The 25,481-nt window shown below is 59.0% G+C and carries 24 protein-coding genes and 1 tRNA gene; 12 read left to right on the plus strand and 13 right to left on the minus strand.

The window, feature by feature from the left end; genetic code table 11:
* Positions 1-95: 95 nt before the first annotated feature.
* The 4 genes from mobA to fdhD are packed head-to-tail and all read right to left on the minus strand — an operon-like array spanning position 96 to position 4,368.
* Positions 96-725 carry a molybdenum cofactor guanylyltransferase MobA gene (gene mobA, locus NYP16_RS02620; protein ID WP_274942556.1) on the minus strand — a complete coding sequence of 210 codons (630 nt, stop codon included), beginning with the start codon at positions 723-725 and terminating at the stop codon, positions 96-98.
* Positions 722-1,270: a nitroreductase family protein gene (locus NYP16_RS02625; protein WP_274942557.1), complete on the minus strand. Its 549-nt coding sequence runs from the start codon at positions 1,268-1,270 to the stop codon at positions 722-724. Before NYP16_RS02625 ends, mobA begins: the two co-directional genes overlap by 4 nt.
* Positions 1,257-3,536 (minus strand): FdhF/YdeP family oxidoreductase, encoded by a 2,280-nt coding sequence (locus NYP16_RS02630; protein ID WP_274942558.1) that lies wholly within the window; start codon positions 3,534-3,536, stop codon positions 1,257-1,259. Before NYP16_RS02630 ends, NYP16_RS02625 begins: the two co-directional genes overlap by 14 nt.
* Positions 3,537-3,543: 7 nt before the next feature.
* Positions 3,544-4,368, minus strand: a complete 825-nt coding sequence (fdhD, locus tag NYP16_RS02635) for a formate dehydrogenase accessory sulfurtransferase FdhD (protein ID WP_274942559.1) — start codon at positions 4,366-4,368, stop codon at positions 3,544-3,546.
* A gap of 194 nt (positions 4,369-4,562) precedes the next feature.
* Between fdhD and NYP16_RS02640 the strand changes: the two genes are divergently transcribed.
* Positions 4,563-5,030, plus strand: a complete 468-nt coding sequence (locus NYP16_RS02640) for a Dps family protein (RefSeq protein WP_274942560.1) — start codon at positions 4,563-4,565, stop codon at positions 5,028-5,030.
* A gap of 47 nt (positions 5,031-5,077) precedes the next feature.
* On the opposite strand, the gene NYP16_RS02645 is transcribed toward NYP16_RS02640, so the two are convergent.
* The 4 genes from NYP16_RS02645 to NYP16_RS02660 all read right to left on the minus strand — a co-directional run bounded on the left by NYP16_RS02645 (position 5,078) and on the right by NYP16_RS02660 (position 9,324).
* Positions 5,078-6,154: a hypothetical protein gene (locus tag NYP16_RS02645; protein WP_274942561.1), complete on the minus strand. Its 1,077-nt coding sequence runs from the start codon at positions 6,152-6,154 to the stop codon at positions 5,078-5,080.
* A gap of 495 nt (positions 6,155-6,649) precedes the next feature.
* Positions 6,650-7,522: a LysR family transcriptional regulator gene (locus tag NYP16_RS02650; RefSeq protein WP_274942562.1), complete on the minus strand. Its 873-nt coding sequence runs from the start codon at positions 7,520-7,522 to the stop codon at positions 6,650-6,652.
* 135 nt (positions 7,523-7,657) lie between these two features.
* Positions 7,658-8,626 (minus strand): thioredoxin-disulfide reductase, encoded by a 969-nt coding sequence (gene trxB, locus NYP16_RS02655; protein ID WP_274942563.1) that lies wholly within the window; start codon positions 8,624-8,626, stop codon positions 7,658-7,660.
* Between the two features lie 101 nt (positions 8,627-8,727).
* Positions 8,728-9,324, minus strand: a complete 597-nt coding sequence (locus NYP16_RS02660) for a peroxiredoxin (protein WP_274942564.1) — start codon at positions 9,322-9,324, stop codon at positions 8,728-8,730.
* 204 nt (positions 9,325-9,528) lie between these two features.
* On the opposite strand from NYP16_RS02660, the gene NYP16_RS02665 reads away from it, so the two are divergent.
* The gene (locus NYP16_RS02665; protein ID WP_274942565.1) at positions 9,529-10,458 is read left to right on the plus strand and encodes an alpha/beta fold hydrolase; all 930 of its coding nucleotides are present in this window, start codon (positions 9,529-9,531) and stop codon (positions 10,456-10,458) included.
* Here NYP16_RS02665 and hisN read toward each other — a convergent pair.
* Complete coding sequence (hisN, locus tag NYP16_RS02670; RefSeq protein ID WP_346742457.1) at positions 10,448-11,251, minus strand: histidinol-phosphatase; 804 nt, start codon at positions 11,249-11,251, stop codon at positions 10,448-10,450. The two genes, NYP16_RS02665 and hisN, sit on opposite strands and share 11 nt — an antisense overlap.
* Positions 11,252-11,339: 88 nt before the next feature.
* On the opposite strand from hisN, the gene NYP16_RS02675 reads away from it, so the two are divergent.
* Entirely contained in the window at positions 11,340-12,494 is a 1,155-nt protein-coding gene (locus NYP16_RS02675) for an NAD(P)/FAD-dependent oxidoreductase (protein WP_274942567.1), read from the plus strand.
* A 5-nt stretch (positions 12,495-12,499) separates the two neighbouring features.
* On the opposite strand, the gene NYP16_RS02680 is transcribed toward NYP16_RS02675, so the two are convergent.
* The gene (locus tag NYP16_RS02680) at positions 12,500-12,718 is read right to left on the minus strand and encodes a hypothetical protein (protein ID WP_274942568.1); all 219 of its coding nucleotides are present in this window, start codon (positions 12,716-12,718) and stop codon (positions 12,500-12,502) included.
* A gap of 217 nt (positions 12,719-12,935) precedes the next feature.
* Positions 12,936-14,765, minus strand: coding sequence for a translational GTPase TypA (gene typA / locus NYP16_RS02685; RefSeq protein ID WP_274942569.1), 1,830 nt, complete (start codon positions 14,763-14,765; stop codon positions 12,936-12,938).
* A gap of 204 nt (positions 14,766-14,969) precedes the next feature.
* Here typA and NYP16_RS02690 point away from each other — a divergent pair, with 204 nt between their 5' ends.
* A complete protein-coding gene (locus NYP16_RS02690) occupies positions 14,970-15,968 on the plus strand; it encodes an NADPH:quinone oxidoreductase family protein (RefSeq protein WP_274942570.1) in 999 nt (332 codons plus the stop codon).
* On the opposite strand, the gene NYP16_RS02695 is transcribed toward NYP16_RS02690, so the two are convergent.
* Positions 15,953-16,786 (minus strand): hypothetical protein, encoded by an 834-nt coding sequence (locus NYP16_RS02695; RefSeq protein WP_274942571.1) that lies wholly within the window; start codon positions 16,784-16,786, stop codon positions 15,953-15,955. The genes NYP16_RS02690 and NYP16_RS02695 overlap by 16 nt on opposite strands.
* 475 nt (positions 16,787-17,261) lie before the next feature.
* Positions 17,262-18,158, minus strand: coding sequence for an N-formylglutamate amidohydrolase (locus NYP16_RS02700; protein WP_279347102.1), 897 nt, complete (start codon positions 18,156-18,158; stop codon positions 17,262-17,264).
* Between the two features lie 228 nt (positions 18,159-18,386).
* Here NYP16_RS02700 and cpdR point away from each other — a divergent pair, with 228 nt between their 5' ends.
* The 8 genes from cpdR (at position 18,387) to NYP16_RS02740 (ending at position 25,428) form a co-directional block, all read left to right on the plus strand.
* Entirely contained in the window at positions 18,387-18,770 is a 384-nt protein-coding gene (gene cpdR / locus NYP16_RS02705; protein WP_274942573.1) for a cell cycle two-component system response regulator CpdR, read from the plus strand.
* Positions 18,771-18,892: 122 nt separating this feature from the next.
* A tRNA-Val gene (locus NYP16_RS02710) sits at positions 18,893-18,967 on the plus strand.
* Positions 18,968-19,294: 327 nt separating this feature from the next.
* Positions 19,295-19,501, plus strand: coding sequence for a cold-shock protein (locus NYP16_RS02715; RefSeq protein WP_274942574.1), 207 nt, complete (start codon positions 19,295-19,297; stop codon positions 19,499-19,501).
* A gap of 162 nt (positions 19,502-19,663) precedes the next feature.
* Positions 19,664-20,005 carry a DUF6481 family protein gene (locus NYP16_RS02720; RefSeq protein ID WP_274942575.1) on the plus strand — a complete coding sequence of 114 codons (342 nt, stop codon included), beginning with the start codon at positions 19,664-19,666 and terminating at the stop codon, positions 20,003-20,005.
* A gap of 29 nt (positions 20,006-20,034) precedes the next feature.
* Complete coding sequence (locus NYP16_RS02725; RefSeq protein ID WP_274942576.1) at positions 20,035-20,718, plus strand: spermidine synthase; 684 nt, start codon at positions 20,035-20,037, stop codon at positions 20,716-20,718.
* Between the two features lie 162 nt (positions 20,719-20,880).
* Complete coding sequence (locus NYP16_RS02730; protein WP_274942577.1) at positions 20,881-21,792, plus strand: DMT family transporter; 912 nt, start codon at positions 20,881-20,883, stop codon at positions 21,790-21,792.
* Between the two features lie 82 nt (positions 21,793-21,874).
* A complete protein-coding gene (locus NYP16_RS02735; protein WP_274942578.1) occupies positions 21,875-24,208 on the plus strand; it encodes a Tex family protein in 2,334 nt (777 codons plus the stop codon).
* Between the two features lie 5 nt (positions 24,209-24,213).
* Positions 24,214-25,428, plus strand: a complete 1,215-nt coding sequence (locus tag NYP16_RS02740; protein WP_274942579.1) for a cytochrome P450 — start codon at positions 24,214-24,216, stop codon at positions 25,426-25,428.
* Positions 25,429-25,481 lie beyond the last annotated feature (53 nt).

A 25,481-nucleotide genomic window follows, 5' to 3' on the forward strand; every position in this document is an offset into this window, starting at 1 on the left:
GCCAGCAGCCGTCTTTTACAAGCGCTCAGATGTCGCATAAGGGCTTGCTGCAGGGTTCAATTGGCAAGGAGGGAATGTCGTCATCGCGAGCCACGTCAGCGGCGTGGCGATCCAGGGCTTGCGCTAGGGCTGGCTTTGCCGCGTAATGACGGTATCAGTCTGGTGGCGCGGGCCAGATCCTCGGGGCTGTTGATATTGAGGAAAGCATCTGGCTGGTCGTCGAAGCCCACGGCCTTGCCACCGGTCCCCTGAATGAAATCGGCGAACCGTTCTCCGTCATAGTCTTTTAGCCGCAGGGCCGCACGGGCTGCGCCCTTCCGCGACCACAGGCAGATGACAGGATGCAGTTGTCCCTTGCCCACCGGAAACGCCGCGACGGCATCCTCAGCCGCAAGGCGGGCGACCAGATCATCGGGAAGGAACGGCACATCCACCGGCACATGCAACAGATGCGTGGCGTCTTCATCCGGGGCAAACATCCGCAGCGCCGTTTCAAGCGCGCGGAATGGACCATCGAGCGCGGATGTGGGATCATCCGCCACAACCAGCCCCGAAAATCGTGACGGATCCCCATTGGCATTGATGATCATGCGCGTCACTTGCGGCCGGAGACGATCCTCCACATGACGGATCAGCGGGTAGCCCCCGAGCGTCACCAGCGCCTTGTCGACGCCCCCCATGCGGCGTCCCTGTCCGCCCGCGAAAATGATGGCGAGCACCTTCATTCGGGCCCGTTCCAGACCGACAGGTGATTGCCGAGGGGCGGGCGTGGTTTGGGTTTCACCGGCCCATCTACCGTGCCGACCGACAGGAACCCCATCAGTTCCTCGTTTCCCCTAAGCCCGAGCGCGGCGAGCAGACGCGGATCAGTACAGCGGGCCCCGGACAACATAATGGCTCCGAATCCCAGGATGTTTGCGGCCAGCAGCATTTGGGTTATGGCGGCACCGACAGAGGCATATTGTTCGCGGACCGGTACCTTCGGGTTGTCGGGCTGCAGCCGCGCGACCACGGCGATGAGGCAGGGGGCGTTCAGGGCCTTGGCCCGGGCGCGTTCGGGCTCGTCGGAGGCGATGGCGGCAAAGATATCGGCGAGCGCGGCTCGTCGCTCATCGGGAATATGGATAAACCGCCACGGCCTCAAGCCGCCATGGTCAGGGGCGGTCAATCCGGCAGTGACGATCTTTTCAAGCTCGTCCGCCGTCGGTCCCGGGGCCAACAGTCTTTTCGCCGAGACTGAGGTGCGGTTCAGAATGTCAGCGAGCAACATGGCGCATGACCCGCACCGGCACTGCCTTATAAGCCGGAGTGCCCGAGACGGCATCGCGGTTCTCAAGCGGGATCAGCGGATTGGCCTCAGGATAATAGGCCACACAGCAGCCGCGCGGCAGGTCATAGGGCACCACCACAAAGCCATCGGCGCGATAGATGGCGGGGTCGGCGCCGATGGTCTCCAATGAAATGCTGTCGCCGCCTTCAAGGCCAAGGGCCATAATATCCTCGGTGCTCATGAACACCACATCGCGACGGCCGAACACGCCGCGATAGCGATCATCATAGCCATAGATAGTGGTGTTGTACTGATCATGGGAGCGCACGGTGGTCAGCACCAGACCGTCTTTCGGGCTGTGGTTCGGGTTCGGCGCGATAAAGGGGAAGACCAGAAAATTGGCTTTGCCGTTCTGGGTTTTCCATTCCCGCTCGCGTGCTGTATTGCCAAGATAAAAACCGCCCGGCGTGCGGATTTTTTCATTGAAATTCGTGAACCCCGGAATGACCCGGGCGATCAGGTCGCGGATGCGGTCATAATCGGCTACAAGCCAGTCCCAGTCGATCTGCACCGGGCTTTGGGTCTGGGCAAGCGTGGCCTTGGCGATCCCGGCGACGATGACCGGTTCGGATTTGAGGTTCGGAGACGCCGGTTTATTCATGCCGAGGGAGGCATGAACCATGGACATGGAATCCTCGACCGTGATCGACTGCGGCCCGCTCGCCTGGGCGTCGATCTCGGTGCGGCCGAGACAGGGCAGAATAAGCGCCTGTTTGCCATGCACCAGATGACTGCGATTGAGTTTGGTCGAAATCCACACCGTCAGATTCTGGCGGCGCATGGCGGCCCAGGTTTTGGCCGGATCGGAACTGGCCATGGCTACATTGCCGCCAAGTCCGATGAAGACTTTTGACCGCCCGTCCAGCATGGCCTCGATGGCTTCGACAACCGTATGGCCATGATGGCGCGGCGGGGCAAAGCCGAATTCACGTTCGATGGCGTCCAGCAACCAGGGCGCGGGTTTTTCCCAGATGCCGACCGTGCGGTCGCCCTGCACGTTGGAATGACCACGCAACGGGCAGATGCCGGCCCCCGGCCGTCCCACATTGCCCCGAAGCAGTAGCAGGTTCATCAATTGCTGCACGGTTTCGGTGGCGTTGTGATGCTGGGTGATGCCCATGCCGTAACAAAGAATGACTGATTTAGCGTCAGCGTAAAGGCGGGCGGCGCGGGTGATTTCAGCCCGCGGCAGGCCTGAAACCGCGACGATCTCGTCCCAGTCGCTGCGCTCGATATCGGCCCGGAGCGCATCGAGCCCCGCCGTATGCGTGGTAATGAACTCATGATCGAGCGCGTCCCATTCGAACAGGCATTTCATCATGCCTTTCAAAAGGGCGATGTCGCCACCGATGCGCAGCTGGAAATAATCGGTGGCAAGCTGGGTCGACCCAAAGGTCGCCATGTCCTTGAGGCTTTTCGGGTCGGCAAAGCGTTCAAGCCCGCGCTCGCGGATAGGATTGAACACGGCGATACGCGCCCCGCGTTTGGCCACCTCACGCAGGGTACCAAGCATGCGCGGATGATTGGTGCCGGGGTTATGGCCAAAGCTCAGGATAAGGTCGGTTTCCTCGAAATCCTCCAGCAGCACGGTGCCCTTGCCGACGCCGATGGATTTCGGCAGGCCGACACTCGACGGCTCGTGACACATGTTGGAGCAGTCGGGGAAATTATTGGTGCCATAGGCGCGGACAAACAGCTGATAAAGGAACGCCGCCTCGTTGCTGGTGCGGCCGGAGGCATAGAACTCCGCCTCGTCCGGGCTTTGCAGCGCCGCGAGTTCCCGGGCGATCAGGGCAAAGGCCTCACCCCAGGCGATCGGCTGGTAGCGGTCGCTTGCGGCATCATAAACCAGGGGATCGGTCAGCCGCCCCTGATCCTCCAGCCAATGATCGGTCTGGGCCATCAGTTCGGGGATGGTGTAGCGGTCGAAAACGGTCTCATCAGCCCGCTTCGCAGTGGTTTCCCAGGCGATGGCCTTGGCCCCGTTCTCGCAATATTCAAAGGACGAATGATGGTTCGGGTCGGGCCAGGCGCAGCCCGGGCAGTCAAACCCCTCAGGCTTGTTCATATCCAGCAGTGTGCGATTGCCCTTCACAAGCACATCCTGTTCATAAAGATGCCGGGTCACTGATTTGAGCGCATCCCAGCCGCCAGCGGGGCCCTTATAGGGATGAATGCCTTTGATGGTATCGCGGGGCTTGCTCATGGCGGGCTCACTTCTCAGGACTTGTAAACAGGATATGGCTGTCAGCGCGGGCGACGGCCACAAGGGTCAACCCCACTTCGCGAGCGAGCGTGAGGGCCAGTGCCGTCGGCGCCGAAACGGCCACGAGTGTGCCCACATCGGCTTTTGCCGCCTTCTGCGCCATTTCATAACTGCAACGGCTGGTGATCAGCAGAAAACCGTCATGACGATCAAGCTGCGTGCGCAGCAAATGGCCGATCAGCTTGTCGAGCGCGTTATGCCGGCCCACATCCTCGCGCACGGCCTGAATGCGGCCGTCACGGGCCACCCAGGCGGCGGCATGGACGGCGCGGGTCTCGCGGTTGAGCGGCTGATGATCGGCAAGCGCCTGCACGGCGGCCTGAATGGCGGCGGCGTCGATGGCTGGTTGCGGGGTGACGTCGGCCGTGCAGCGCATGGCGTCCTCTAAGCTGCGGACGCCACAAAGGCCACAGCCGCTGCGCCCGCTGAGAGCGCGGGTGGAGGCTTCGGCTTCGATCATGGGAGCCAGGATATCGATCACACTGCCCAAGGCCTCGTGACGGAGGGTGAGGCTCAGGATATCAGCCGGATCCTCGATCAATCCTTCGGTGAAGGCGAAGCCGGTGGCGAAATCTTCGAAATCGGTGGGGCTTGCCATCATCACCGCTTGGGATAGCCCGTTCAGCCGGATTTCCACCGCCCGTTCCTCGGCCACGGCTTGGGCGAGGAGTGGTGTTGTCTGCCCCGCTGCATCCCGCCGCTCGCCGCGAAACCGGCGGCTTGTGGCCGGGGCGTCTGCGGTTTGTGAAATCTCGGGCTGTAGGCGGCGCATTGGTGGGCGATCCTTGTGTCGTTGCTCTTTGGCTGATCTTGGGTCAAACTTCCGACCTCGTCCAGCAATCTATAGCTTCATCGGGCAAGGGAGCTGCCTGATAAATAGCTGCGCTTCATACTTTATAATTATTTTAATTTATGATATAGTGCCTTCATATAAAATGATAATTCTAATAAAATCAGGAGTATGAGATGGAAATCAATATCGGTATTTCAACCGCAGCGCGCAAAAAAATCGCTGATGGCCTGTCGGAACTGTTGGCGGACACCTATACCTTGTATCTCAAGACCCATCAGTATCACTGGAACGTGACGGGGCCGCATTTCAACACCCTGCACGCCATGTTCGAAACCCAATATAGCGAGCTGGCGCTGGCGGTGGATGCCATCGCGGAACGGATCAGGGCGCTCGGCTTTCCGGCCCCCGGCAGTTATAGCGCCTACAACAAGCTGACCTCGATCAAGGAACTGGATGAAGTGCCGGAAGCCATGGCGATGGTGCGCGATCTTGTACTTGCTCATGAGGTCGTCTGCCGCACCGCCCGGTCGATTCTGCCGGCCACGGAGGAGGGCCATGACGAAGTGACCGCCGATCTGATCACCCAGCGTCTCGAGATTCATGAAAAGACCGCCTGGATGCTGAGGAGCATGGCGGCCTAAAGACTGATCGCAAAGAAAAAGCCGCCTCTGGGCGGCTTTTTCTATGTCTAGGTTGGGTCTTTGGCTGAGTGCTCCAAGAATTTCGGCAATGGCTCATTCGGCAGACAGCGTCTCCACATAATTTTAAACAGGTCCCAGTAAAGTTGTTTTTTATTTTCGCTATGTCTGCAATCTAATAAAGCCTGCACCCAAGCTATAATAACGGGCAAAGAAGGCGGGTTTTTGCTAAGGCAAACGATATCGAAAGGCATCAATTCATAGAAGTCCATTTTGTTTTCGAGAGTGATAAGCTCGTGAAGATGGCCCGTTTCTATGGCATGGCGGATTAATTTCTGGAAAAGGCCAAGTTGTCCTGATGAGCGCTTTGTCAGACGTTCTATAAAGTTCGTGATCTGATCACAGAGTAATGTGATGTCTTCACTCTGACTGTTATACTTGTAATTCAATATTCTCCCCTGCATGAGATAGAGTAATGGGGAGATATCTTGAATATGGGGAGCGAGATATCCTAGATTCTCATCAAACAATGTTAGCATGTCGTGAATAGCTTGAAGGTAGGCCGGCATAACTTCAGGCGGTGTCGGGGCAATGCGACAAAGCGCAAGATGCGCGAAATATAAATATGGTAAAACGCCAATACGGCAAAGCCGCGTCACTGATTCCCAGGCCAGATTACTAATGGCAATGGTGCAGATGTCGACAAAATGTGTATTGATGCCAAAATCCGTTATCGCACCATAAAAAATCAGTTCCTGGGCGATTTTTTGCCGTAGTTCATTTTCCACGTTCTCTTTCGTCGGACTCGAAATGACGAAATAAAGAAGTGAGTTTTCCAGAAACTTATGAAGTTCACTTATCTTTTCTTCATCGTGGGTAGTGGGCGACGTTTCGAGCTTGGTTCCCTCATGTGTGAGATTCGGGCAGGCGCCATGTTTCAGCAGGAGATGGACGGCAGGTTGCTTGAACTGTTTGACCGCGTGAACAAGCGCCTTGTTGAGGATGTCGTCATATTGCAAAGGAACTCTCTCGGAGGCTGAGATGATAAGGCTGTCGAGGTTTGCATTATCTTGTTCGATTGCGGTGTAGATGGTCCTTAGATAGCTGTCTAAATCAAACGATTCCATATGGCGCTCTCCTTGTTGCCTATAAGACGCAGGCCAGGGAGGTATGTGATTGGCGTTCAGAAAAATGTCTAAAACCTTACTGGTTCGGTAAGGTTGATGAGCTGTTCTTCAGGGATATTCAGGAATGTTAATATTTTTCAATGAGATGAAATTGATGGTTTTCCTCTATTCTTACAGGCATGCAATTTTGGAGGGGCAAGGTTAACTTTTTGCAATGCAAAATAAGGATTTGCGGCGAGCAAAAAGGCAAAAAAAATCCGGGCCACTAGGGCCCGGAAGTAAAATAGGGAGGCTTCATGTCTGAGAGACAATGAAACGGCGGCCCCTCAATCGGGGAGGAGGGAAGGGGCCGCGCCTATCGAAACACTTGGGAAGTTGTTTCGAAGGAGATATTGCGATGCAACATCTACGAGCATATGTAGGCCGTCCCGGTCTGCGGGTCTACCTCTAATTTCGCAGCTCAGCCATGCGCTGGTCGCATGGCTCGTGAAAAACTCAGAATCGGCTATCGGCAATCTTTTTTAGAAGATAGTCACGAAAAGCCACGATGCGTTTCGAGCTGCGTTCGTTCTCATGATAAACAAGATAGGCGCGGAATGAGGGGCTGGTGACATCATCGAGCACCCGCACCACATTGCTTGACCCGCGCACCAGATATTCCGGCAGGGCGGCAAGTCCAATTCCGGCCCGCACGGCTTGCAACGCGCCGTTGATGTTGTTGATGCGCAGAACCGGGTGGCGTGCCGGACCGTTACGGCCGACCTGCAACAGCCAGTTGATATCGCGAATGGGCGCAGTGCTCGAGATGCCGTAAGTGATCAGGTTATGGCTGTCGAGGTCATCAACCGTCTTTGGCGTGCCGCGCCGGGCCAGATAGTCGGCCGAGCCATAGATGCATTGGCGGGTGCTGGTCAGGGGCCGCTGGATGAGATCCGCATGTTCCGGCGGATGAAACAGGATGGCAATGTCGGCCTCGCGGGTGGTGAGGTCGAGATCCTGGTCCGACAGCAACAGCTGGACGTCGATTTCCGGGTAGAGTTCCAGGAATTCGCGGATGTTATGGGTCAGCCAGGTGGAGCCGAAACTGAGGGTGGTGGTGATCTTCAGCTCCCCTTGCGGGGTTTCGAGCCCTTCCTGAAGGTTTTTTTCGGTGCGGCGGATGCGGGTGGTCACGTCCTCGGCGGTCTGAAACAGCAGCTCGCCTTCCTGGGTCAGGGTCAGGCCGCGGGCGTGGCGATGAAACAGCGCCACATTGAGTTCGTCCTCAAGCGCCCGGATCTGACGGCTGACGGCGGATTGGCTGAGGTTCAGACGATCTCCGGCATGGGTGAAACTGCCGGTTTCCGCGACAGTATGAAATATACGCAACTTATCCCAGTCCATTGACGCCTCTCGATCCGGATCGGCGCTCTGCCGCGTGGTCCATGACCTAAAATAGCTTTCCCTCTCCCGCAAGGGGAGAGGGAAAGCGTGTTTTCGGAAAAATTTCAGGCGCTTCCGCGATTATTCCGCGGCTTGGGCTTGATCGCTTTCCCATTTGGCGATGGTGCGTTCGGCTTCAAGGGCGGCCATGCAGCCGGTTCCGGCGGCGGTTACGGCCTGCCGGAAGATCTTGTCCTTGACGTCGCCGGCGGCATAGACGCCTTCGATATTGGTCGCGGTGCTGTCCGGCGCGGTTATGATATAGCCCTCATCGTCCATCTCGACCTGGCCCTTGAAAAGGGCGGTGGCCGGGGTGTGGCCGATGGCGACAAACACGCCGTCAGTCTTGAGAAATTCGATCGCGCCGGTCTTCAGATTTTTGATATGGACGCCGGTCACGCTTTTATGCGGTTCGGTGTCGCCGGTGATTTCCTCAATGGCCGAATCCCAGATGACTGAGATTTTCGGGTTCTTGAACATGCGGTCCTGGGCGATCTTCTCGGCCCGCAAGCTGTCGCGGCGATGAATAAGGGTCACTTTGCTGGCGAAATTGGTCAGGAAGATTGCTTCCTCAACGGCGCTGTTGCCGCCGCCGACCACGACCACTTCCTTGCCACGATAGAAAAAGCCGTCACAGGTGGCGCAAGCCGAGACGCCGAAGCCCTGGAACAGGTTTTCGCTTTCGATGCCGAGCCAGCGGGCCTGAGCGCCCGTGGAGATGACCACGGTTTCAGCCACATAAGTCGTGCCGCTGTCGCCTTTGGCGGTGAACGGACGCTTGGAGAAATCAACTTCAACGATCATGTCGTTGATGAGCTCGGTGCCCACATGTTCGGCCTGCGCCGCCATCTGTTCCATGAGCCAGGGGCCCTGAATGGGATCGGCGAAACCCGGGTAGTTTTCAACATCGGTGGTGATGGTGAGCTGTCCGCCCGGCTGCATGCCCTGAACGAGGATGGGCTTCAGATTGGCGCGGGCGGCATAGATTGCAGCCGTATAGCCGGCGGGGCCAGACCCGATGATGAGCACTTTGGAGTGTTTCGTCGTCATGAACCAGAGTCCTTGAGAGTGTGGAGTATTGCCGGATTTAAGGCCTGATTTGGGTTTGGATCGCGGAGGCTGCAAGGCCCCCGCGATCAAAACCTTGCAAATTAAAGCGCAGAGGCCTTTTCAGCGAGATAAGCCGCGACGCCTTCAGCGTCAGCTTTCATGCCTTTTTCGCCTTTGTTCCAGCCAGCCGGGCAGACTTCGCCGTTTTCTTCGTGGAACTGAAGGGCTTCAACCATGCGGATCGATTCGTCGACGTTGCGGCCGAGCGGCAGATCGTTGATGACGTAATGACGGATCTTGCCTTCGCGGTCGATCAGGAACGAACCGCGCAGAGCCACGGCTTCGTCCATGAGGACGCCGTAGTCACGGGCGATCTGTTTGGTGATGTCGGCGATAAGCGGGAATTTGATCTGGCCAATGCCGCCTTTTTCGACCGGCGTGTTGCGCCAGGCGTAATGCGAGAACTGGCTGTCGACGCTGACGCCAACGACTTTGGTGTTGAGCGCGGCGAATTTGTCCATGCGGTTCGAGAAGGCAAGGATTTCCGACGGGCAGACAAAGGTGAAGTCGAGCGGATAGAAGAAGATCAGGCCATAGCTACCCTTCAGGTATTGGCTGAGCGTCAGTTCGGTGATCTGATCGTCCGGCAGTACGGCCTGTGCGGTGAAATCGGGGGCGGCTTTATTGATCAAGGACATGTCATTCTCCTGAATGGGTGGCGTTGGACTGATGCTAGTAATTTAGAATTAATATAAACTGCGTCAAGGGGGCGGTGCATATTTTTGCGGAAATTGCGTCATTTTGTCATAGGGATCGCGCTTTTCATATCATATCTACATGTCTTTACCCTAACGAAGCTACAGGCCATCCTAAGCCCTGAGGATGTAACGGAGATGACAGTCATGACGACCAAGGCCAGTCGACGGCGAACCACGCCTGAGGGGGCTGTCTTTGACTGGCTCACCACCCATGACGGCCTGCGCTTGCGGGTTGCTTTCTGGGCCGCCGCCGGTGCTTCGCGCGGCACGGTTCTTCTGTTGCAGGGACGGCGTGAATTCATCGAAAAATATGACGAGACCATTGCCGAGCTGCTTGATCGCGGCTTTGCGGTGGCGACCCTCGACTGGCGCGGGCAGGGCTTGTCGGACCGCTTGCTACCGGACCGGCAACGCGGCCATGTGGGCAGTTTTTCAGATTATGTCGAGGACATGCGGCTGTTTGCCAAATGGGCCGAGGCCCGCGCGAGCGGCCCCTATCTGCTGCTGGCGCATTCCATGGGCGGGCATATCGCCGCCCGCTATCTCGCGGCGGGCTCCCATGCCATCACCCGCGCGGTGCTGATCGCCCCCATGATCGGGGTGCGCTTTGGCATCCTGCCCGAACGCGTAGCCCGCTTTATCGCCGAGAAGGCGGTTGGCCTTGGCCGCGCCGGATCTTTCGCGTTGTTGCAGGGCCCCTATTCAGAAACCAGCCGCCATGCCGAGGCCATTGTTCTAAGCTCCGACAGAGAGCGGCTCGAAGATGAAATCCTGCTGTGCCGGGCCAATCCCGATCTGTCGCTGGGCGGGGTCACCTATGGCTGGGTTGCGGCCGCGTTGCAGTCGATTGATCAGTTGCGGGCGACAGGCACGGCGGAGGCCATCCAGCTGCCCATGCTGATCATCATGGCCGGGCGGGATCAGGTGGTGTCCAATCCGGAAACCCGTGCTTTCGCAGGGCGTGTTCAAACGGCCCGGATGGTCGAAATTGCCGACGCGCGCCATGAAATTCTCAAGGAACGCGACGAGCTCAGGGCCAAATTCTGGGCTGCCTTCGATGAGTTTACGGCTTAGCAGCCGAGCGCAGGATGTCGAGCGCTGCGGCATGCAGGCGGCGGTCGCCTGCGGCGATGACCTGGCCGCCCTGATCGGCGGGCCCACCGCTCCATGACGTCATGACGCCACCGGCGGCTTCGATCACTGGAATGACAGCCTGCACATCATAGGGCTGCAACCCGGACTCGATCACCAGATCAAGATGACCTGCCGCCACCATTGCATAAGCGTAACAATCATAGCCATAGCGTTTGAGCCGGACTTTTGCCGCCACGGCGTCATAGGCCGCCCGTTCGTCGCCGGCAAGGAACAGGTCGGGATCAGTGGTCGACAGGATGGCCGAGGCGAGGCTCGTGCAGGCGCGGGTCTTGATCGGCTGGCGGTTGCCGGTGGCCTGGCCAGGGGTGCCCATGAAGCGCTCCCCAGTAGCCGGATGATCAATCAGCCCGATGACAGGCCGGGTGCCATCATTCAAGGCAATGAGCGTGCCCCACAGCGGCAGGCCGGAAATAAAGGCGCGGGTGCCGTCGATGGGATCAATGACCCAGGTGGGGCCGTTCTTCAGGGTCGCCGTCGATTGCCCGTGTTCTTCGCCGAAAATACCATGATCGGGATAGGTTTCCGTGATCAGGGCCCGGATGATGGCTTCGGCGTCGCGGTCGGCGGCGGTGACGGGGTCAAAGGCCTCGCCCGCGGCCTTGTTGACCACATCGATGGGGTTGCGGAAATATTTGAGCGTGACAGCGGTTGCGGCGTCAGCCAGCCGTTCGGCGAAGGCGGCATATTCTGCGATTTCGGCGTCTGTCACTATGGGCCCCCTACCTCTGTTTGCGCATTTGCGTCAGAGACGCAGAAGCCCTATGTAAACCACGGGATAAGTCAGGCAAAGCATTTTGGACATGAGCAAGCGCCCAGTCGCTGAGAGAATTGACGCCGATGTGATCATCATCGGGGCCGGGATCGCCGGAGCGTCTGCTGCGGCGGGCCTTGGGGCTGGCTGCCGTGTCGTCCTGCTCGAACAGGAAGAGGTTGCAGGCTATCACACCACGGGCCGGTCGGCGGCCTTTTTTGCCGAGACTTACGGCAATGAAGCGGTGCGGCGTCTGACCACGGCATCGAAGGCGTTCTTCCTCACGCCGCCTGCAGGCTTTAGCGATCAGCCGCTGATGCGGGAGCGCGGTGGACTTTATATCGCCCGCGCCGATCAGCTTGCGAGTCTTGAAGCGCTCTACCGGGACAAGCATGCGGTGCTGCCTTCGGTGACGCGGGTGGACGCCGACTATATTCGCGCTCATGTGCCACTGATCCGGCCTGACTATGCGACGGCTGGGGTCTGGGACCCGGACTGTCGCGATATTGATGTTCATGCCCTGCATCAGGGATTTTTGCGCCAGTCGCGCCTTGCGGGCGGGCGTCTTCTGACGGCGGCGCGGGTTGTGGCGCTCACTTATCAGCAGGGCCACTGGCAGACCGAGACCGCCGCAGGGCATCTTATCCATGCTCCCATTGTCATCAATGCCGCAGGGGCCTGGGCCGACGGCATCGCCCGGCTGGCGGGCGCGCGCCCGCTCGGCCTCAGCCCGAGGCGCCGGACGGTGGCTATCCTGCCAGCACCCGCAGCACTCGCAGGCAACAGCTGGCCGCTCGTGCTCGATGCCGATGATCAGTTTTATTTCAAACCCGAAAGCGGCCGCATTCTGACCTCGCCCGGGGACGCCACGCCGATGCTGCCACAGGATGTGCAGCCGGATATCGAGGATGTGGCCATGGCCGTCGCACGGGTCGAAGCCGTATTGCAATGCAGCTTTGACAGGGTCGAGCGCAAATGGGCGGGCCTCCGCACCTTCGCCCCCGACGATGCGCCCGTGGTCGGAGCCGATCCCGAGCGTCCCGGCTTTTTCTGGTTCGCGGGCCAGGGCGGCTACGGCATGCAAACGGCGCCCGCCATGAGCGCCCTGATCGCCGGGCTCGTGACCACAGGTCGGGTGCCGGATGCGCTAGCGGAATATGGAATTACAGCAGCGCTCTACAGCCCAGCAAGGTTCGCGCGCTGAGCGGCCTAACGCGTCGTGGTCCAGGGCTTGCCCTGAGCTTGATCCGCTGCATTCAACGCCTGCTGCTGCTGGTGCAGTCCACTTGCGGCGATGCCGATGCAGATCAACAAGGCGGCAAGGCCAAGAAGACGCAGGCGATTGATGTCGCGGTCAGCCGTGCGATTGCTCGGGCTGGCCCATAAGGATTTAAAGGGGTTGGATCTCGGAAAGGGGGGCAACGACATGGACGGATCCTTGGTTCTTTCTCAGATGTGGGGGGCAAACTGACACCGATCCAACATGACGCGGTACTGAGGGTTTGCGTGACAACATGAGCGGCAACCGAAACCGTTACGTGACCAGAAGCCTTATAAGATCTCAAGTTCATGGCCAAACAATGACAATCCCCGGAGGTCCATGGGACTTCCGGGGATTTTTATTAATTGGCCTTACGGGGCGCTGTTATTCTGCGGCGCGGGAGGCGCGCTTGCGCTCGTTCGGATCAAGATAGCGCTTGCGCAGGCGGATGCTTTTCGGCGTCACTTCCACCAGTTCATCGTCATTGATATAGGCGATGGCGGCTTCAAGCGGCAGGATGCGCGGCGGGGTCAGGCGCACCTGTTCATCCTTGCCGGCGGCGCGGATGTTGGTGAGCTGCTTGCCCTTCAGCGGATTGACTTCAAGGTCATTGTCGCGGCTGTGTTCGCCGATGATCATGCCTTCATACACATCCTGACCGGGGTCGATCATGATGATTCCGCGATCTTCAAGATTGAAAAGCGCGAAGGCGACAGCTTTGCCGGCAATGTTCGAAATGAGGACGCCGTTATGGCGGCCGCGAATCGGGCCCTTATAGGGCGCGTAGCTGTGGAACACGCGGTTCATGAGGCCGGTGCCGCGGGTATCGGTCAGGAATTCGCCATGATAGCCAATGAGACCGCGCGACGGCGCGAGCATGGTCAGGCGGGTCTTGCCGAGGCCGGACGGACGCATGTCCTTCAGTTCCGCTTTGCGTTCGGTCATTTTCTCGATGACGGTGCCGGTATAGGCCTCGTCGACATCGATCATGACTTCTTCAATCGGCTCAAGACGTTCACCCTTTTCGCCCTGCTGGAACAGCACGCGCGGGCGGCTGATTGACAGTTCGAAGCCTTCGCGGCGCATGGTTTCAATCAGCACACCAAGTTGCAATTCGCCACGGCCCGCCACTTCCATGGCGTCCTGCTCTTTGTTCTCGGTGATGTGAATGGCGACGTTTGATTCGGCTTCCTGCAGCAGGCGGTCACGGATGACGCGGGACTGCACCTTGGACCCTTCGCGGCCGGCAAGCGGCGACGTGTTCGGGGCAAAGGTCATGGACAGGGTCGGCGGATCGATCGGCTGCGAGGCAATAGCGTCGGTCACTTCAAGGGCGCAAAGCGTATCGGCCACGGTGCCGACGGAGAACCCGGCGATGGCGACGATGTCGCCAGCCTGAGCTTCATCGACCGGGGTGCGCTCGAGCCCGTCAAAGGCAAACAGCTTCGACACGCGGAACTGTTCGACCACGCCTTTGGCGCTGTTGATCACCTTGATCGGCATGCCGGTTTTGACGCGGCCCTGTTCGATGCGGCCGGTCAATGTACGGCCGACGAAGGGATCGCGATCAAGCAGCGTCGCCAGCATGGCAAACGGCATGTCCATGATGGTCGGGTCCCGCAGCGGCTTCGGCTCGGGGACATAGGACAGAATGGTTTCAAACAGCGGCGTCATGTCCGTGCGCGGATCATCGAGTGCGCGGGCGGCCCAGCCACCACGGCCCGAAGCGTAAAGCGTCGGGAAGTCGAGCTGTTCTTCATTGGCGTCGAGGGCGACAAAGAGATCGAACACCTCTTCATGGACTTCATCGGGACGGCCATCGGGACGGTCGACCTTGTTGATGACGACAATCGGCTTAAGCCCGAGGCTGAGCGCCTTTTGCGTTACGAATTTGGTCTGTGGCATGGGGCCTTCGGCCGCGTCCACCAGAAGGACAACGCCGTCCACCATGCTCAGGATACGTTCCACCTCGCCACCGAAGTCGGCATGGCCGGGGGTGTCGACGACATTGATGCGCGAGCCGCGCCAGGTCACCGAGGTGCATTTGGCCAGAATCGTAATGCCGCGTTCCTTTTCAAGATCGTTGCGGTCCATGGACCGCTCCTGAACTTGCTGGTTTTCACGGAAAGTGCCGCTCTGGCGAAAAAGAGTATCGACGAGGGTGGTTTTCCCATGGTCAACATGGGCGATGATAGCGATATTGCGGAGTGTCATGCGGAATTTGTTCCAGCGAAAATGGGCGCCTGCCCTCTATATGAGGGGCGCCGGAATTTGGCGCGAGTATACTCAAGACGGCGCCCGAGTAAATAAAATTCCGCAGCTGCGAAGAGAAGACGCCCGATGGACTCCGGTTTTGTTGCCCATGCGCCCCGGTCTGACTAGAGTGCAGCCCGATTGGAAACGAGGGTGGAGAGCAGCATGAAAGCGATCCTGTGCACGGCGTTCTGTGGTCCCGCCGGGCTGGTTTTCGCTGAGGCTCCGATTCGGGCGCTTGGCCCCCGCGATGTCCGAATCGCAGTCCGGGCCTGTGGAGTCAACTTCGCTGATCTTATCATGATCTCAGGGCGTTATCAGGTGCAGCCCCGGTTGCCTTTTACCCCCGGGCTTGAGGCCGCAGGGGTGGTGACAGAGGTCGGGGCCGAGGTGCGCGGCTTCCGGCCCGGCGATCCTGTGCTCGCCCTGTCTTCGGCGGGCGGCTATGCCGAGGAGCTGGTGGATGATGAGGGCCGTTTCATGGCCCTGCCCAAGGACATGGATTTTGTCACTGCGGCCGGTTTCAGCGTGACATATGGCACGGCGCATCTGGGTTTGCTGCGGCGCGCACGGCTTCAGGCCGGGGAGACATTGGTGGTTCATGGCGCGGGCGGCGGGGCCGGGTCGGCGGCGGTCGAGGTCGGCAAGGCGCTTGGGGCGACGGTGATTGCCACGGCCGGGTCGGCGGAGAAACTTGATCTCGCCCGGGCGCGCGGGGCCGATCATGTCATCAACAGCCGGACCGAGGATCTGCGCGGCCGCATTCTGGAACTGACCGGCGGGCGTGGGGCCGATGTCATCTATGATCCGGTGGGCGGCAGTGTTTTCAAGGATTCGCTCCGTGCGCTCGCGTTCGAGGGGCGGATCGTCCTCATCGGCTTTGCAAGCGGGGAGCTGCCGCAGATCCCGGCCAATCATCTGCTGGTGAAAAACGCTGAAGTGATCGGGCTTTATTGGGGCGGCTACAAACCCCGCCATATGGCCGCTTTGCAGCAGTCCTTAACGGACGTGATTGGCTGGTGGCGGGACGGGCGGCTTCAGTTCGGGACCGCAACGACCTGGCCGCTTGCCGAGGCGGGGGCGGCTTTGTCGGCCATGGCGGATCGCAAGGCGCTTGGCAAACTGGTGCTCACGGTCAGCGCGCCCAGTCAGCGCGTAAGATAAGCGATCGCCACCGCCAGCGCCGTCGGCACCGTTCCACCAAGGGCGACCGCAAGCGCACCGCGTTTTTGCCGGAACAGCTTTGCCCCGATCTCACCCGCGAACAACAGTAAAAGGAGCGGCCAGAGCGGGGCCGTCACCCCTTGCGCGATCAGAATCGCGGCCAGGGCCGCAACCGCGCTGCCGCCGGACAGCAGGGCGGCAAAGCCGAAGGGATAGCGCGTGACCGGCAGATTCCACACCAGATAGCCAAAAGCAGCGGCGGCGATGGCTGCCCCGGCCTGCTCCAGGGGATGGTGCCGGGTGACATAGGCAATCACCCCAAGCGCCACGCCGAACCATATAATGTGAACGGTGGCGCTCTGGCCGTTGTCCTGTTCTTCCCGAAGGCGCACGAACAAAGTGGCGGCACCGATCAGCAGTAGGCCAAAGCGTATCAGTGGCGTGCCACTCAGGCCCCCGGAAATAGTTGGCTCCAACAGCCACAGCACCAGAATCACCGGCCAGGCGGTCAACAGCAGCAGGATGACCGGATCAAGGGCAGGCAGGCGATCCGCAGCCGCTCCGATCAAAAGTCCGAAGAACATCAGGAAAAGAGCCTTGTCCCCCATGGCGAAGGCCGGCCATCCCGGAAAGCCGAACAGCAGCAGCCAGGCCGCCATGACCCCGACCCCGAGACCAAGATTGGCCAAGGTCGACCCGCGTCCGTCGCCGAGCAGGAGACGAACCAGGGCGACCGTCAGGGCGCTCACAGCAAATGGCAGCAGGACGGCCCCTGTAAGCGGATCGCCAAACGAGAAAATCGCGGTCCCTGCAGCCATATACGGTTCGTCCTTCCCCTGGTTTATCCCTTTTTGCCATGGCGGACCGGCCTCGTGCAACTGCAAGACTGCTGTGGAGGCTCTGGCGCTTTTGCGAGTCGTTTGAAAAACCGGGCATAAACGCCGTTTTAATAGGGAATGAGCTGCCTGCAGGTCGCGGCAATGAGTCTGGCCAATAGCCTTTAAACCTGTGCGGCGATCCGTGGGATATCTATCTAACTATCTAGAAAACAAGGGAAAGTCAGCCTGTTGCGCGAGGGCAACAGTGTTGCGGCGAGGCAACCATTAAGTCATTGAAAAATAAAGAAAAACAGAGTCTTGATTTTGTCGGAACCAGGCATAAATATAGTAACAGCGTTGGGCTCTTCATTCTGTCGAGCACGATGCTATGCCCTCCGTGGGCGTTTCCTCCCTAAACTTGGGCCACTGAGCGAAAGCTTGTGTGGCCTTTTTTTATGCCCTCTGTAGTTCGGCGTTATTCGGCGGATTCTTGGTAGGGGATGGACGGGGCCCGGAACAACGGGGCTGGTAGCGCATGCAGTGCGGCCATCATCAGCTGCAGGTCGCGCGACAGCGGGGCCAGCCCTGCCGTAGGTTCGTATCTTTTCTCATCCATATAGAGAGCGCGGTTGATTTCAATCTGCAGGGCGTGCAGGCCAAGCAGGGGTTGCCCGTAATGCTGGGTATTAAAGCCGCCGGAATAGGGCAAGTTGCGCGTGACGCGATAGCCGAGCCCTCGCAAACAATCTTCGGCGGCATCGATCAGGGCCGGAGCGCAACTGGTGCCGTGACGGTCGCCAAGGATGATATCCGCGCTCGCCCTAAGCGGCAGCCGCAGGAAGGTGGCGCCTGAGGGCATGGAATGACAGTCGATCAGCACCGCATGGCCAAAGCGCTTGCGGGTGTCCTCGATCAGCCCACTCAGGGCTTTCTGGATTGGGATATAGATCGTGCGGATGCGCTGCAAGGCGTCTTGGATCGGCAGACGGCGCGTATAGATGCGGCGGTTCCCGGCCACCACACGCGGGATGGTGCCTAGCCCGGCCATCACGCGATCAGAGTCGAAATTGGCGTTCTGCGGCAGCTCGCCCGAGAACATGAAGGGGTCAAGTTCATAGGGCTCGCGGTTGGTATCCACATAGGCGCGGGCCACATTGACCATCATCAGCGGCGCCCCAAGCTTGGGGGCGGCGGCAAACAACCGGTCGACGAAGCTATCTTCTGAACTGCGCAGCGTCGCGAGCGGCAGGGGGCTCAGGTCCAGAAGATCCGGCGGATACCAGCTGCCGCTATGGGGCGAGTTATAGACAAACCCGGCGCTTCTAAGCTGCGGGTGTGCAATGGCAAATGGCGGCGGCACGGTAAGCTCCATAAATTGAGTATAGCGAAGGGGGGCGGCCCTGGGAACCAGCCTATGCGATGGAGACAAGAGGGAATTGAGATTGCCCGGGAGATTCGGATAAGATCGGGGCGAAGCAAGGGCTTGACCGGAACATTTGCAAGATCACAACAATCATTCATTCGGCATTTACATTTTATCCCGATGATGGTGTCTGTTGTCATATTGACCAAGTTTCGACTGTGACCCCGGTCGATGTGAATGGAATCTGAGGCAATGGATGTGACGGTTAAAATTCTACTGGCGGAAGACGATGATTCGATGCGCAATCTGCTGACGCGCGCGCTTGAACGCGCGGGCTATGAGGTTGTGGCTGTCGACAACGGAAGGGTGGCCATGCCGCTCATCGCCACGGGGGACTTCGATCTGTTGCTGACGGATATTGTCATGCCGGAAATCGACGGGATCGAATTGGCCCGCCGCGCCTCGACGCTGGCTCCCGGCATGCGGGTCATGTTCATCACGGGCTTTGCTGCGGTCGCGCTCGATAAAAACGGCCCGGCTCCGCATGGTGCCAAGGTGCTGTCTAAGCCATTCCATCTGCGGGATCTCGTGAGCGAAGTGGACCGTCTGTTCGCGGCGTAAAATTTCCCCAAACCGGTTTCCTGAAAAGGCTTGCGTCGGTCGATTTTTGGGTTATAAACCCGCACATGACGCGCTGCGGTTCATTCGCAGCATCGGTCCCGACCCAAAATCGGGACCCTGTCGGACGCGTAGCTCAGTGGTAGAGCACTACGTTGACATCGTAGGGGTCGCAAGTTCAATCCTTGCCGCGTCCACCATCATCTCAAGATAGATCGCATTTCTAGTTTCGCCTCATGTCCCGGACTGGGGCCTGTCCCCTGTCTTTGTTCGGGGGGAGATGGTGGTAAGTCCTTGTTCTGCATCTGTGAAAGGCACAGGTGGCGGGCTGCGATAACGCGGAAAAAATGGTCAGATATGATATTTTGCATTTCCTGTGGAGATCGGATATAGTGCTTCGGCTGACGTCGTCTACGACGGATACGGATGATACTAAGGTCTTCTTTGTCCCTTTCTAGCCATACCGAAGCCGGGATGTCCCATTGTGGGTATATGCCCGTCATAAACATTGGGCAAAGGATACCCATATGATCACTGGAACTGTAAAATTCTTCAACGCCGAAAAAGGTTATGGCTTTATCGCTCCTGAAAAGGGTGGCGATGATGCATTTGTTCACATTTCGGCTGTTGAACAGGCTGGCATGCGGACCCTCGATAAGGATCAGCGCGTTTCGTACGAGCTTGAGACCGATCGCCGCGGGAAAACGTCTGCAGTAAACCTGCAGTCGGCCTAACCAACGCATTTGGGCGCGGATAGCCTTAACAGGATATCCGCGCCTTTCGCGATACTATGACATACTGCCCGCCATGGCTTATTCCATGGATGGGCAGTCTGTTTTTGTGATACCGGCTGCCCGCCACTTATCGGCGGTTCGATCAGGAAAGTTTTCCCAAACATGACGTCCTACAAAGACCCGAGCTTTCAGGAGCGTGCGGCGCTCGCCCAACAGGCGCGCCTAAAAGCAGTGGCTTTGCTGCGGGCCAAGCCGCCTGTGGATGAGGCGACGCTTGCGGCCCAAAGTGCGGCCCGTCTGGTGCGTGAAAAGGCCGAGGCCGAGGCGCGGCTTGCGAAGCTCGCAGCACGAGAGCAGGCCAAGGCCGACAAGCTGGCGCAAAAGCTCGCGCGGGCTGCAAGTGCAGGAACGACGTCCGGAGCACCGGTTTTAAGTGAAGCCGAGAAAAAACTCGCACGTGATGCGCGTTATGTCAGCCGGAAGAACCGGCAAGCGGCCAAATGACACTCGTCACGGCTTGACGAGGTATCAATATGCTCCCTCGAATATTGATTGGCACGGCAGAGATCCCTGGCGGCGCGGATAATCTACGCCTCCTGCAGCGCGGCGCGGAATTTTCGATCATGCTCGGCAGCACCGAGCTGATGAACAGCCGTGTCAGCGGGTCCGAAAAAGCGCTGGCGACACTGTCCTGTGAGAAAATTCTGCCGCGGTCCAATCCCCGGATGCTGATCGGTGGGCTTGGCATGGGATTTACGCTGCGGGCCGCGCTCGAACTGCTTGGCGCGGACGCAACGGTGACCGTGGCCGAGCTGGTGCCTGAGGTCGTGGCCTGGGCACGCGGTCCGCTGGCACATATTTTTGGCGACAGTCTTACAGATCCGCGTGTCACCGTTCTTGTGGCCGATGTCGTTCATCTGATCTCGGAGGCGCGGTCGCACTATGATGCGATCCTGCTTGATGTTGATAACGGCCCCGACGGCTTGACCTGCGAGTCCAACGATCAATTATACAATCTCAAGGGATTGAGGCTGGCCCATGCGGCCCTCAGACCCGGCGGCGTCTTGGCCGTATGGTCATCGGCGCCGGACAAGGTCTTTACCGAACGTCTGCGTAAGGCTGGCTTCGAAGTTGATGAAGTCGTGGTCCGCGCCAATGAAGGCCGCAACGGTGCCCGGCATGTGATCTGGTTTGCGGTCAAACCCGGTTTGTCATGACCTTGCCGACTTTAATTTCGCTGCTTTCCCGGTCAAACACCTTCTCCGACCTCACTTAAACGTGACGGACGGCCATCAAGAGTTGCGCTTTTACCATATTTGATTCGGGCGTCCCGGAGTATATGGTCGCGGGCTCGTAATCTTTCGTGAGCCTTGAATAGAATGACAGTGGACAGTCGGAACACCACACAGCGGCGGGCTATTATCGAGCTGGTGCTGGCCATGATCATTGGCGGCACGGTCGGGGTGTTCGCTCTGGAGACCCGGCTTGATGCTTATACCGTGGTGTTTTTCCGGTGTCTTTTCGGCGGCATTTTCCTTGGGCTGCTCTGCCTCGCCATGGGGTATTTTCGCGGCTTGCGACTGACGCGGCGGTTGTTTGCGCTTGCGGTGCTGTCCGGGGTGGCGCTCGTCATCAACTGGCTCGCGTTGTTCCAGGCGTTTCATCTGACCTCGATCGCCGTCAGCACCATGCTTTACCATCTGCAACCGTTCTGGATCGTGGTCATGGGCGCGGTGTTTTTTGGCGAGCGTTTCAGCGCGGATAAATTCGTCTGGATTATTTTTGCCTTTGTCGGTCTTGCGCTCGCCGCCGGGGTGACCGCGCAGATGTTGCAGAGCAATGCGGGCTATCTGCTCGGGGTCGGGCTTGCGATCCTCGCCTCCTTCACCTATGCCCTGACTACGGTGCTGACCAAGGGCCTTGGCGCAATTCCGCCGCAGGTTCTGGCCTTTATTCATACCTGCATCGGTGTTTTGATGCTGTGGTCGCTGGTTGATTTCGCCGGGCTTCATGCGGTGCCGGGGGCGAGCTGGGGTTGGCTGCTCGGACTTGGGCTCATTCATACCGGGCTTTTGTATATCCTGATGTATTCGGCCTATCCGAAACTTCAGACGCCGTTCATTGCCGTTATGGCTTTTATTTATCCGGTGGTGGCTATTTTCGCCGACTGGCTTGTCTATGACCGCCCGATCAGTTTGTGGCAGGGGCTTGGGTTTCTGCTCATTGCCGGGGCGAGCCTTGGGGTCAATCTCGGCTGGCGCATCCTGCCGCGCAGCCGGCGACCAGCCTAACCCCGGCCCGAGAAGCTTTACCCCTGCGGTGCCCGAGTGGTATGAAGGAAGCCCTTTATTCCTAAAGCCTGCCCGGAGTGCCATGAAGTCCATCAATCAGCGCATCGCCGAAGAACTCAATGTTCAGGAAGCGCAAATCGTCGCCACGGTCGCCCTTCTCGATGAAGGGGCCACGGTGCCCTTCATCGCGCGTTACCGTAAGGAAGTCACCGGCGCGCTCGATGACGCCCAGCTGCGTACCCTTGAGGAGCGGCTGCGCTATCTGCGCGAGCTTGAGGACCGGCGGAAGGCCATTCTCGACAGTGTGCGTGAACAGGGCAAGCTCGACGATGTGCTGGAACGCCAGATCATGGAGGCGGACAGCAAGGCGCGGCTTGAGGATATCTATCTGCCCTATAAGCCAAAGCGCCGCACCAAAGCGCAAATCGCGCGCGAGGCCGGGCTTGAGCCGCTGGCCGATCTGTTGCTCGGTCAACCGGACACCGACCCGCAGGCCGCCGCCGCAAGCTATGTGGACAGCGACAAGGGCGTGGCCGATGTGACGGCGGCACTTGAAGGCGCGCGCTCCATTCTGGTCGAACGGTTTGCCGAAGACGCGACGCTGATTGGCCGCTTGCGTGAGGACGTCTGGTCGGGTGGCCGCATGACCTCGAAACTGCGGGACGGCAAGGCCGAAGCGGGGGCGAAATTCGCCGATTATTTCGACTTTGCCGAACCGCTGACGAAACTGCCGTCGCATCGTATTCTTGCGATTTTCCGTGGTGAAAAAGAAGAATTTCTCGATCTGAAATTAGAGCCCGAGATTGTTGATCCGGCGGCTCCGCCCGCGCGCTCGAGCTTTGAACGGACCATTGCCGCCCATGTGGGCGTCAGCGATCGCGGCCGCGCCGCCGATAAATGGTTGCTTGATACCGTGCGCTGGACCTGGCGCACCAAGATTCTGGTGCATCTCGAAATCGATCTGCGGATGCGCTTGTGGCAAACCGCCGAAGATGACGGGGTCAAGGTGTTCGCCGGCAACCTGCGTGATCTGCTGCTTGCGGCGCCGGCGGGAACGCGTCCGACTCTTGGTCTCGATCCTGGCTACCGCAGCGGCGTCAAGGTGGCCGTGACCGACGCCACCGGCAAGGTCGTGGGCACCGGTGTGATCTATCCCCATGAGCCGCAGCGCCGCTGGGACGAGGCGATCATGCAGCTGGCCGCACTCTGCCGGCTTCATAAGGTCGAACTGGTGTCGATCGGCAATGGCACCGCCTCGCGTGAGACCGATAAGCTAGCCGGGGAGCTGATGAAAAAGCACCCCGATCTGAAGCTCACGAAAATCGTCGTCTCCGAAGCCGGGGCCTCGATCTATTCGGCTTCGGCTTATGCGTCGGCGGAATTGCCCGATCTTGATGTGACCATTCGTGGCGCGGTGTCTATCGCCCGCCGTTTGCAGGATCCGCTGGCGGAACTGGTGAAGATCGATCCGAAATCCATTGGCGTCGGCCAGTATCAGCATGATCTGAGCGAGGTGAAGCTGTCACGGTCGCTTGATGCCGTGGTCGAAGATTGCGTGAACGGCATTGGCGTCGACGTCAATACCGCGTCGGTTCCGCTGCTCGCCCGGGTGTCGGGTGTGGGTGAATCACTCGCGCAGAATATTGTGGCTTATCGGGACGCAAACGGCCCGTTCCGCACCCGCACCGCTATCCGCGAGGTGCCGCGTCTTGGGCCGAAGGCGTTTGAACTTTGCGCCGGATTCATGCGCATTCCAAATGGCGATGATCCGCTCGACAGTTCGGGCGTTCATCCCGAAGCTTATCCTGTGGTGCGCCGCATTCTCGACGCCACCAAAAATGATATCAAGGCGGTGATCGGCAATATGCCCTTGCTGCGTTCCTTGAAGCCGCAGGATTTCACCGATGCGACATTCGGTGTGCCGACGGTGACGGATATTCTGAAGGAACTTGAAAAACCCGGCCGCGATCCGCGCCCGGCCTTCAAGACTGCGACCTTCCAGGATGGCGTTGAAAAAATCAGCGATCTTCAGCCCGGCATGGTGCTTGAAGGGGTTGTCACCAACGTTGCCGCCTTTGGCGCTTTTGTCGATGTGGGCGTGCATCAGGATGGGCTTGTGCATATCTCGGCCATGTCCGCGACCTTCATCAAGGACCCGCGCGAGGCGGCGAAGCCCGGCGATATCGTGAAGGTCAAAGTGCTTGAAGTCGATGCGGCACGGAAGCGCATTTCGCTGACCATGCGGCTTGATGACAGCGCCGAACCGAAAGCCCGCGACAGTATGAACCGCGACCGCGCCCCGCAAAGGACCGACCGTGCCGCCGATAAGGCGCGGACCACGGCGTCGCGTGACAGCGGCAGCAATGCCTTCGCCGAAGCCTTCAAACAGGCGGCAGAAAAAAGTAAAAGAAAGTAAAGCGCATGACGGTGACAGATGCTTTGGAATTGGCGAAAACCTTTGATCCGCGGCATCTGTCACCGCAGTTTTACGATGATCCCTATTCGGTTTATGCAGCGCTTCGGGCCCATGATCCAGTTCATGCGATCGAGGGCGGCTTTTTTCTCACGCGCTATGACGATTGCCTCGCGGTTTATCGCGATCGCCGGTTTTCTTCGGATAAAAAACAGGAATTCGCGCCGAAATTCGGTGACAGTCCCTTATTCGATCATCACACCACCAGCCTTGTTTTCAATGATCCGCCACTCCACACCCGGGTGCGCAAGATCATCATGGGCGCACTGACGCCACGTCATCTCAAACGTCTGGAACATGATCTCGACATCCTGGTCGATGAGCTTGTGGCGGATGTGCGGGGGCGCGGCCAATTTGATTTGATCGAGGATTTTGCCGTCCATATCCCGGTCGAAATCATCGGCAATCTGCTTGAGGTCCCGAAGGCCGAGCGGGGGCCCTTGCGTGCCTGGTCAACCGCAATCCTGAGTGCTTTGGAGCCCACAATCACGGCTGAGCAGTTCGCCACCGGCAATCGCGCCGTGACTGAGTTCGTGGATTATCTCAAAGTCCTCGTGGCCGAGCGGCGGAAAAATATCGGTGATCCCGATACCGATGTGCTCAGCCGACTTATTCTCGGTGAACATGATGGCGAACAATTGAGCGAAAGCGAGTTGTTGCAGAACTGTATTTTCCTGTTGAATGCCGGGCATGAGACAACCACCAATCTGATCGGCAACGGAATTTGGCTGTTGCTCAGTCATGGCGACGAACGGCGGAAACTTGCAACGAACCCGGCCTTGATCAATAGCGCGGTCGAAGAATTCCTGCGCTTTGAAAGTCCGGTGCAATTGAACAATCGGCGCACGACCGAGACGGTGGACCTCGGCGACGTTACCCTTGCCCCCGGCACCTCGGTCACGCTCTGCATCGCCGCCGCCAATCGCGATGCCACGGCCTTTCCCGATCCCGACCGTCTCGATATAGCGCGCAAGCCCAATTTCCAGATTGCCTTCGGTCACTCGATTCATGCCTGCGCGGGTATGAACCTTGCGCGTCTTGAAGGCCGCATTGCCATCGGCAAACTGATGGCGGCGCTGCCGGACCTCACATTAGACGGCACGCCAGAGCGCGATCGCCGGGCGCGCTTTCGCGGCTTCAAAAAAATTCCGGCCAAGACATAAAGCGTGGAGGTCTGGATTGGTTCGCCCCTTCGGGACTCGCAATGACAAATTGT

Source organism: Govania unica, assembly GCF_027920805.1.
GTDB classification, from domain to species: Bacteria; Pseudomonadota; Alphaproteobacteria; order Sphingomonadales; family Govanellaceae; genus Govanella; species Govanella unica.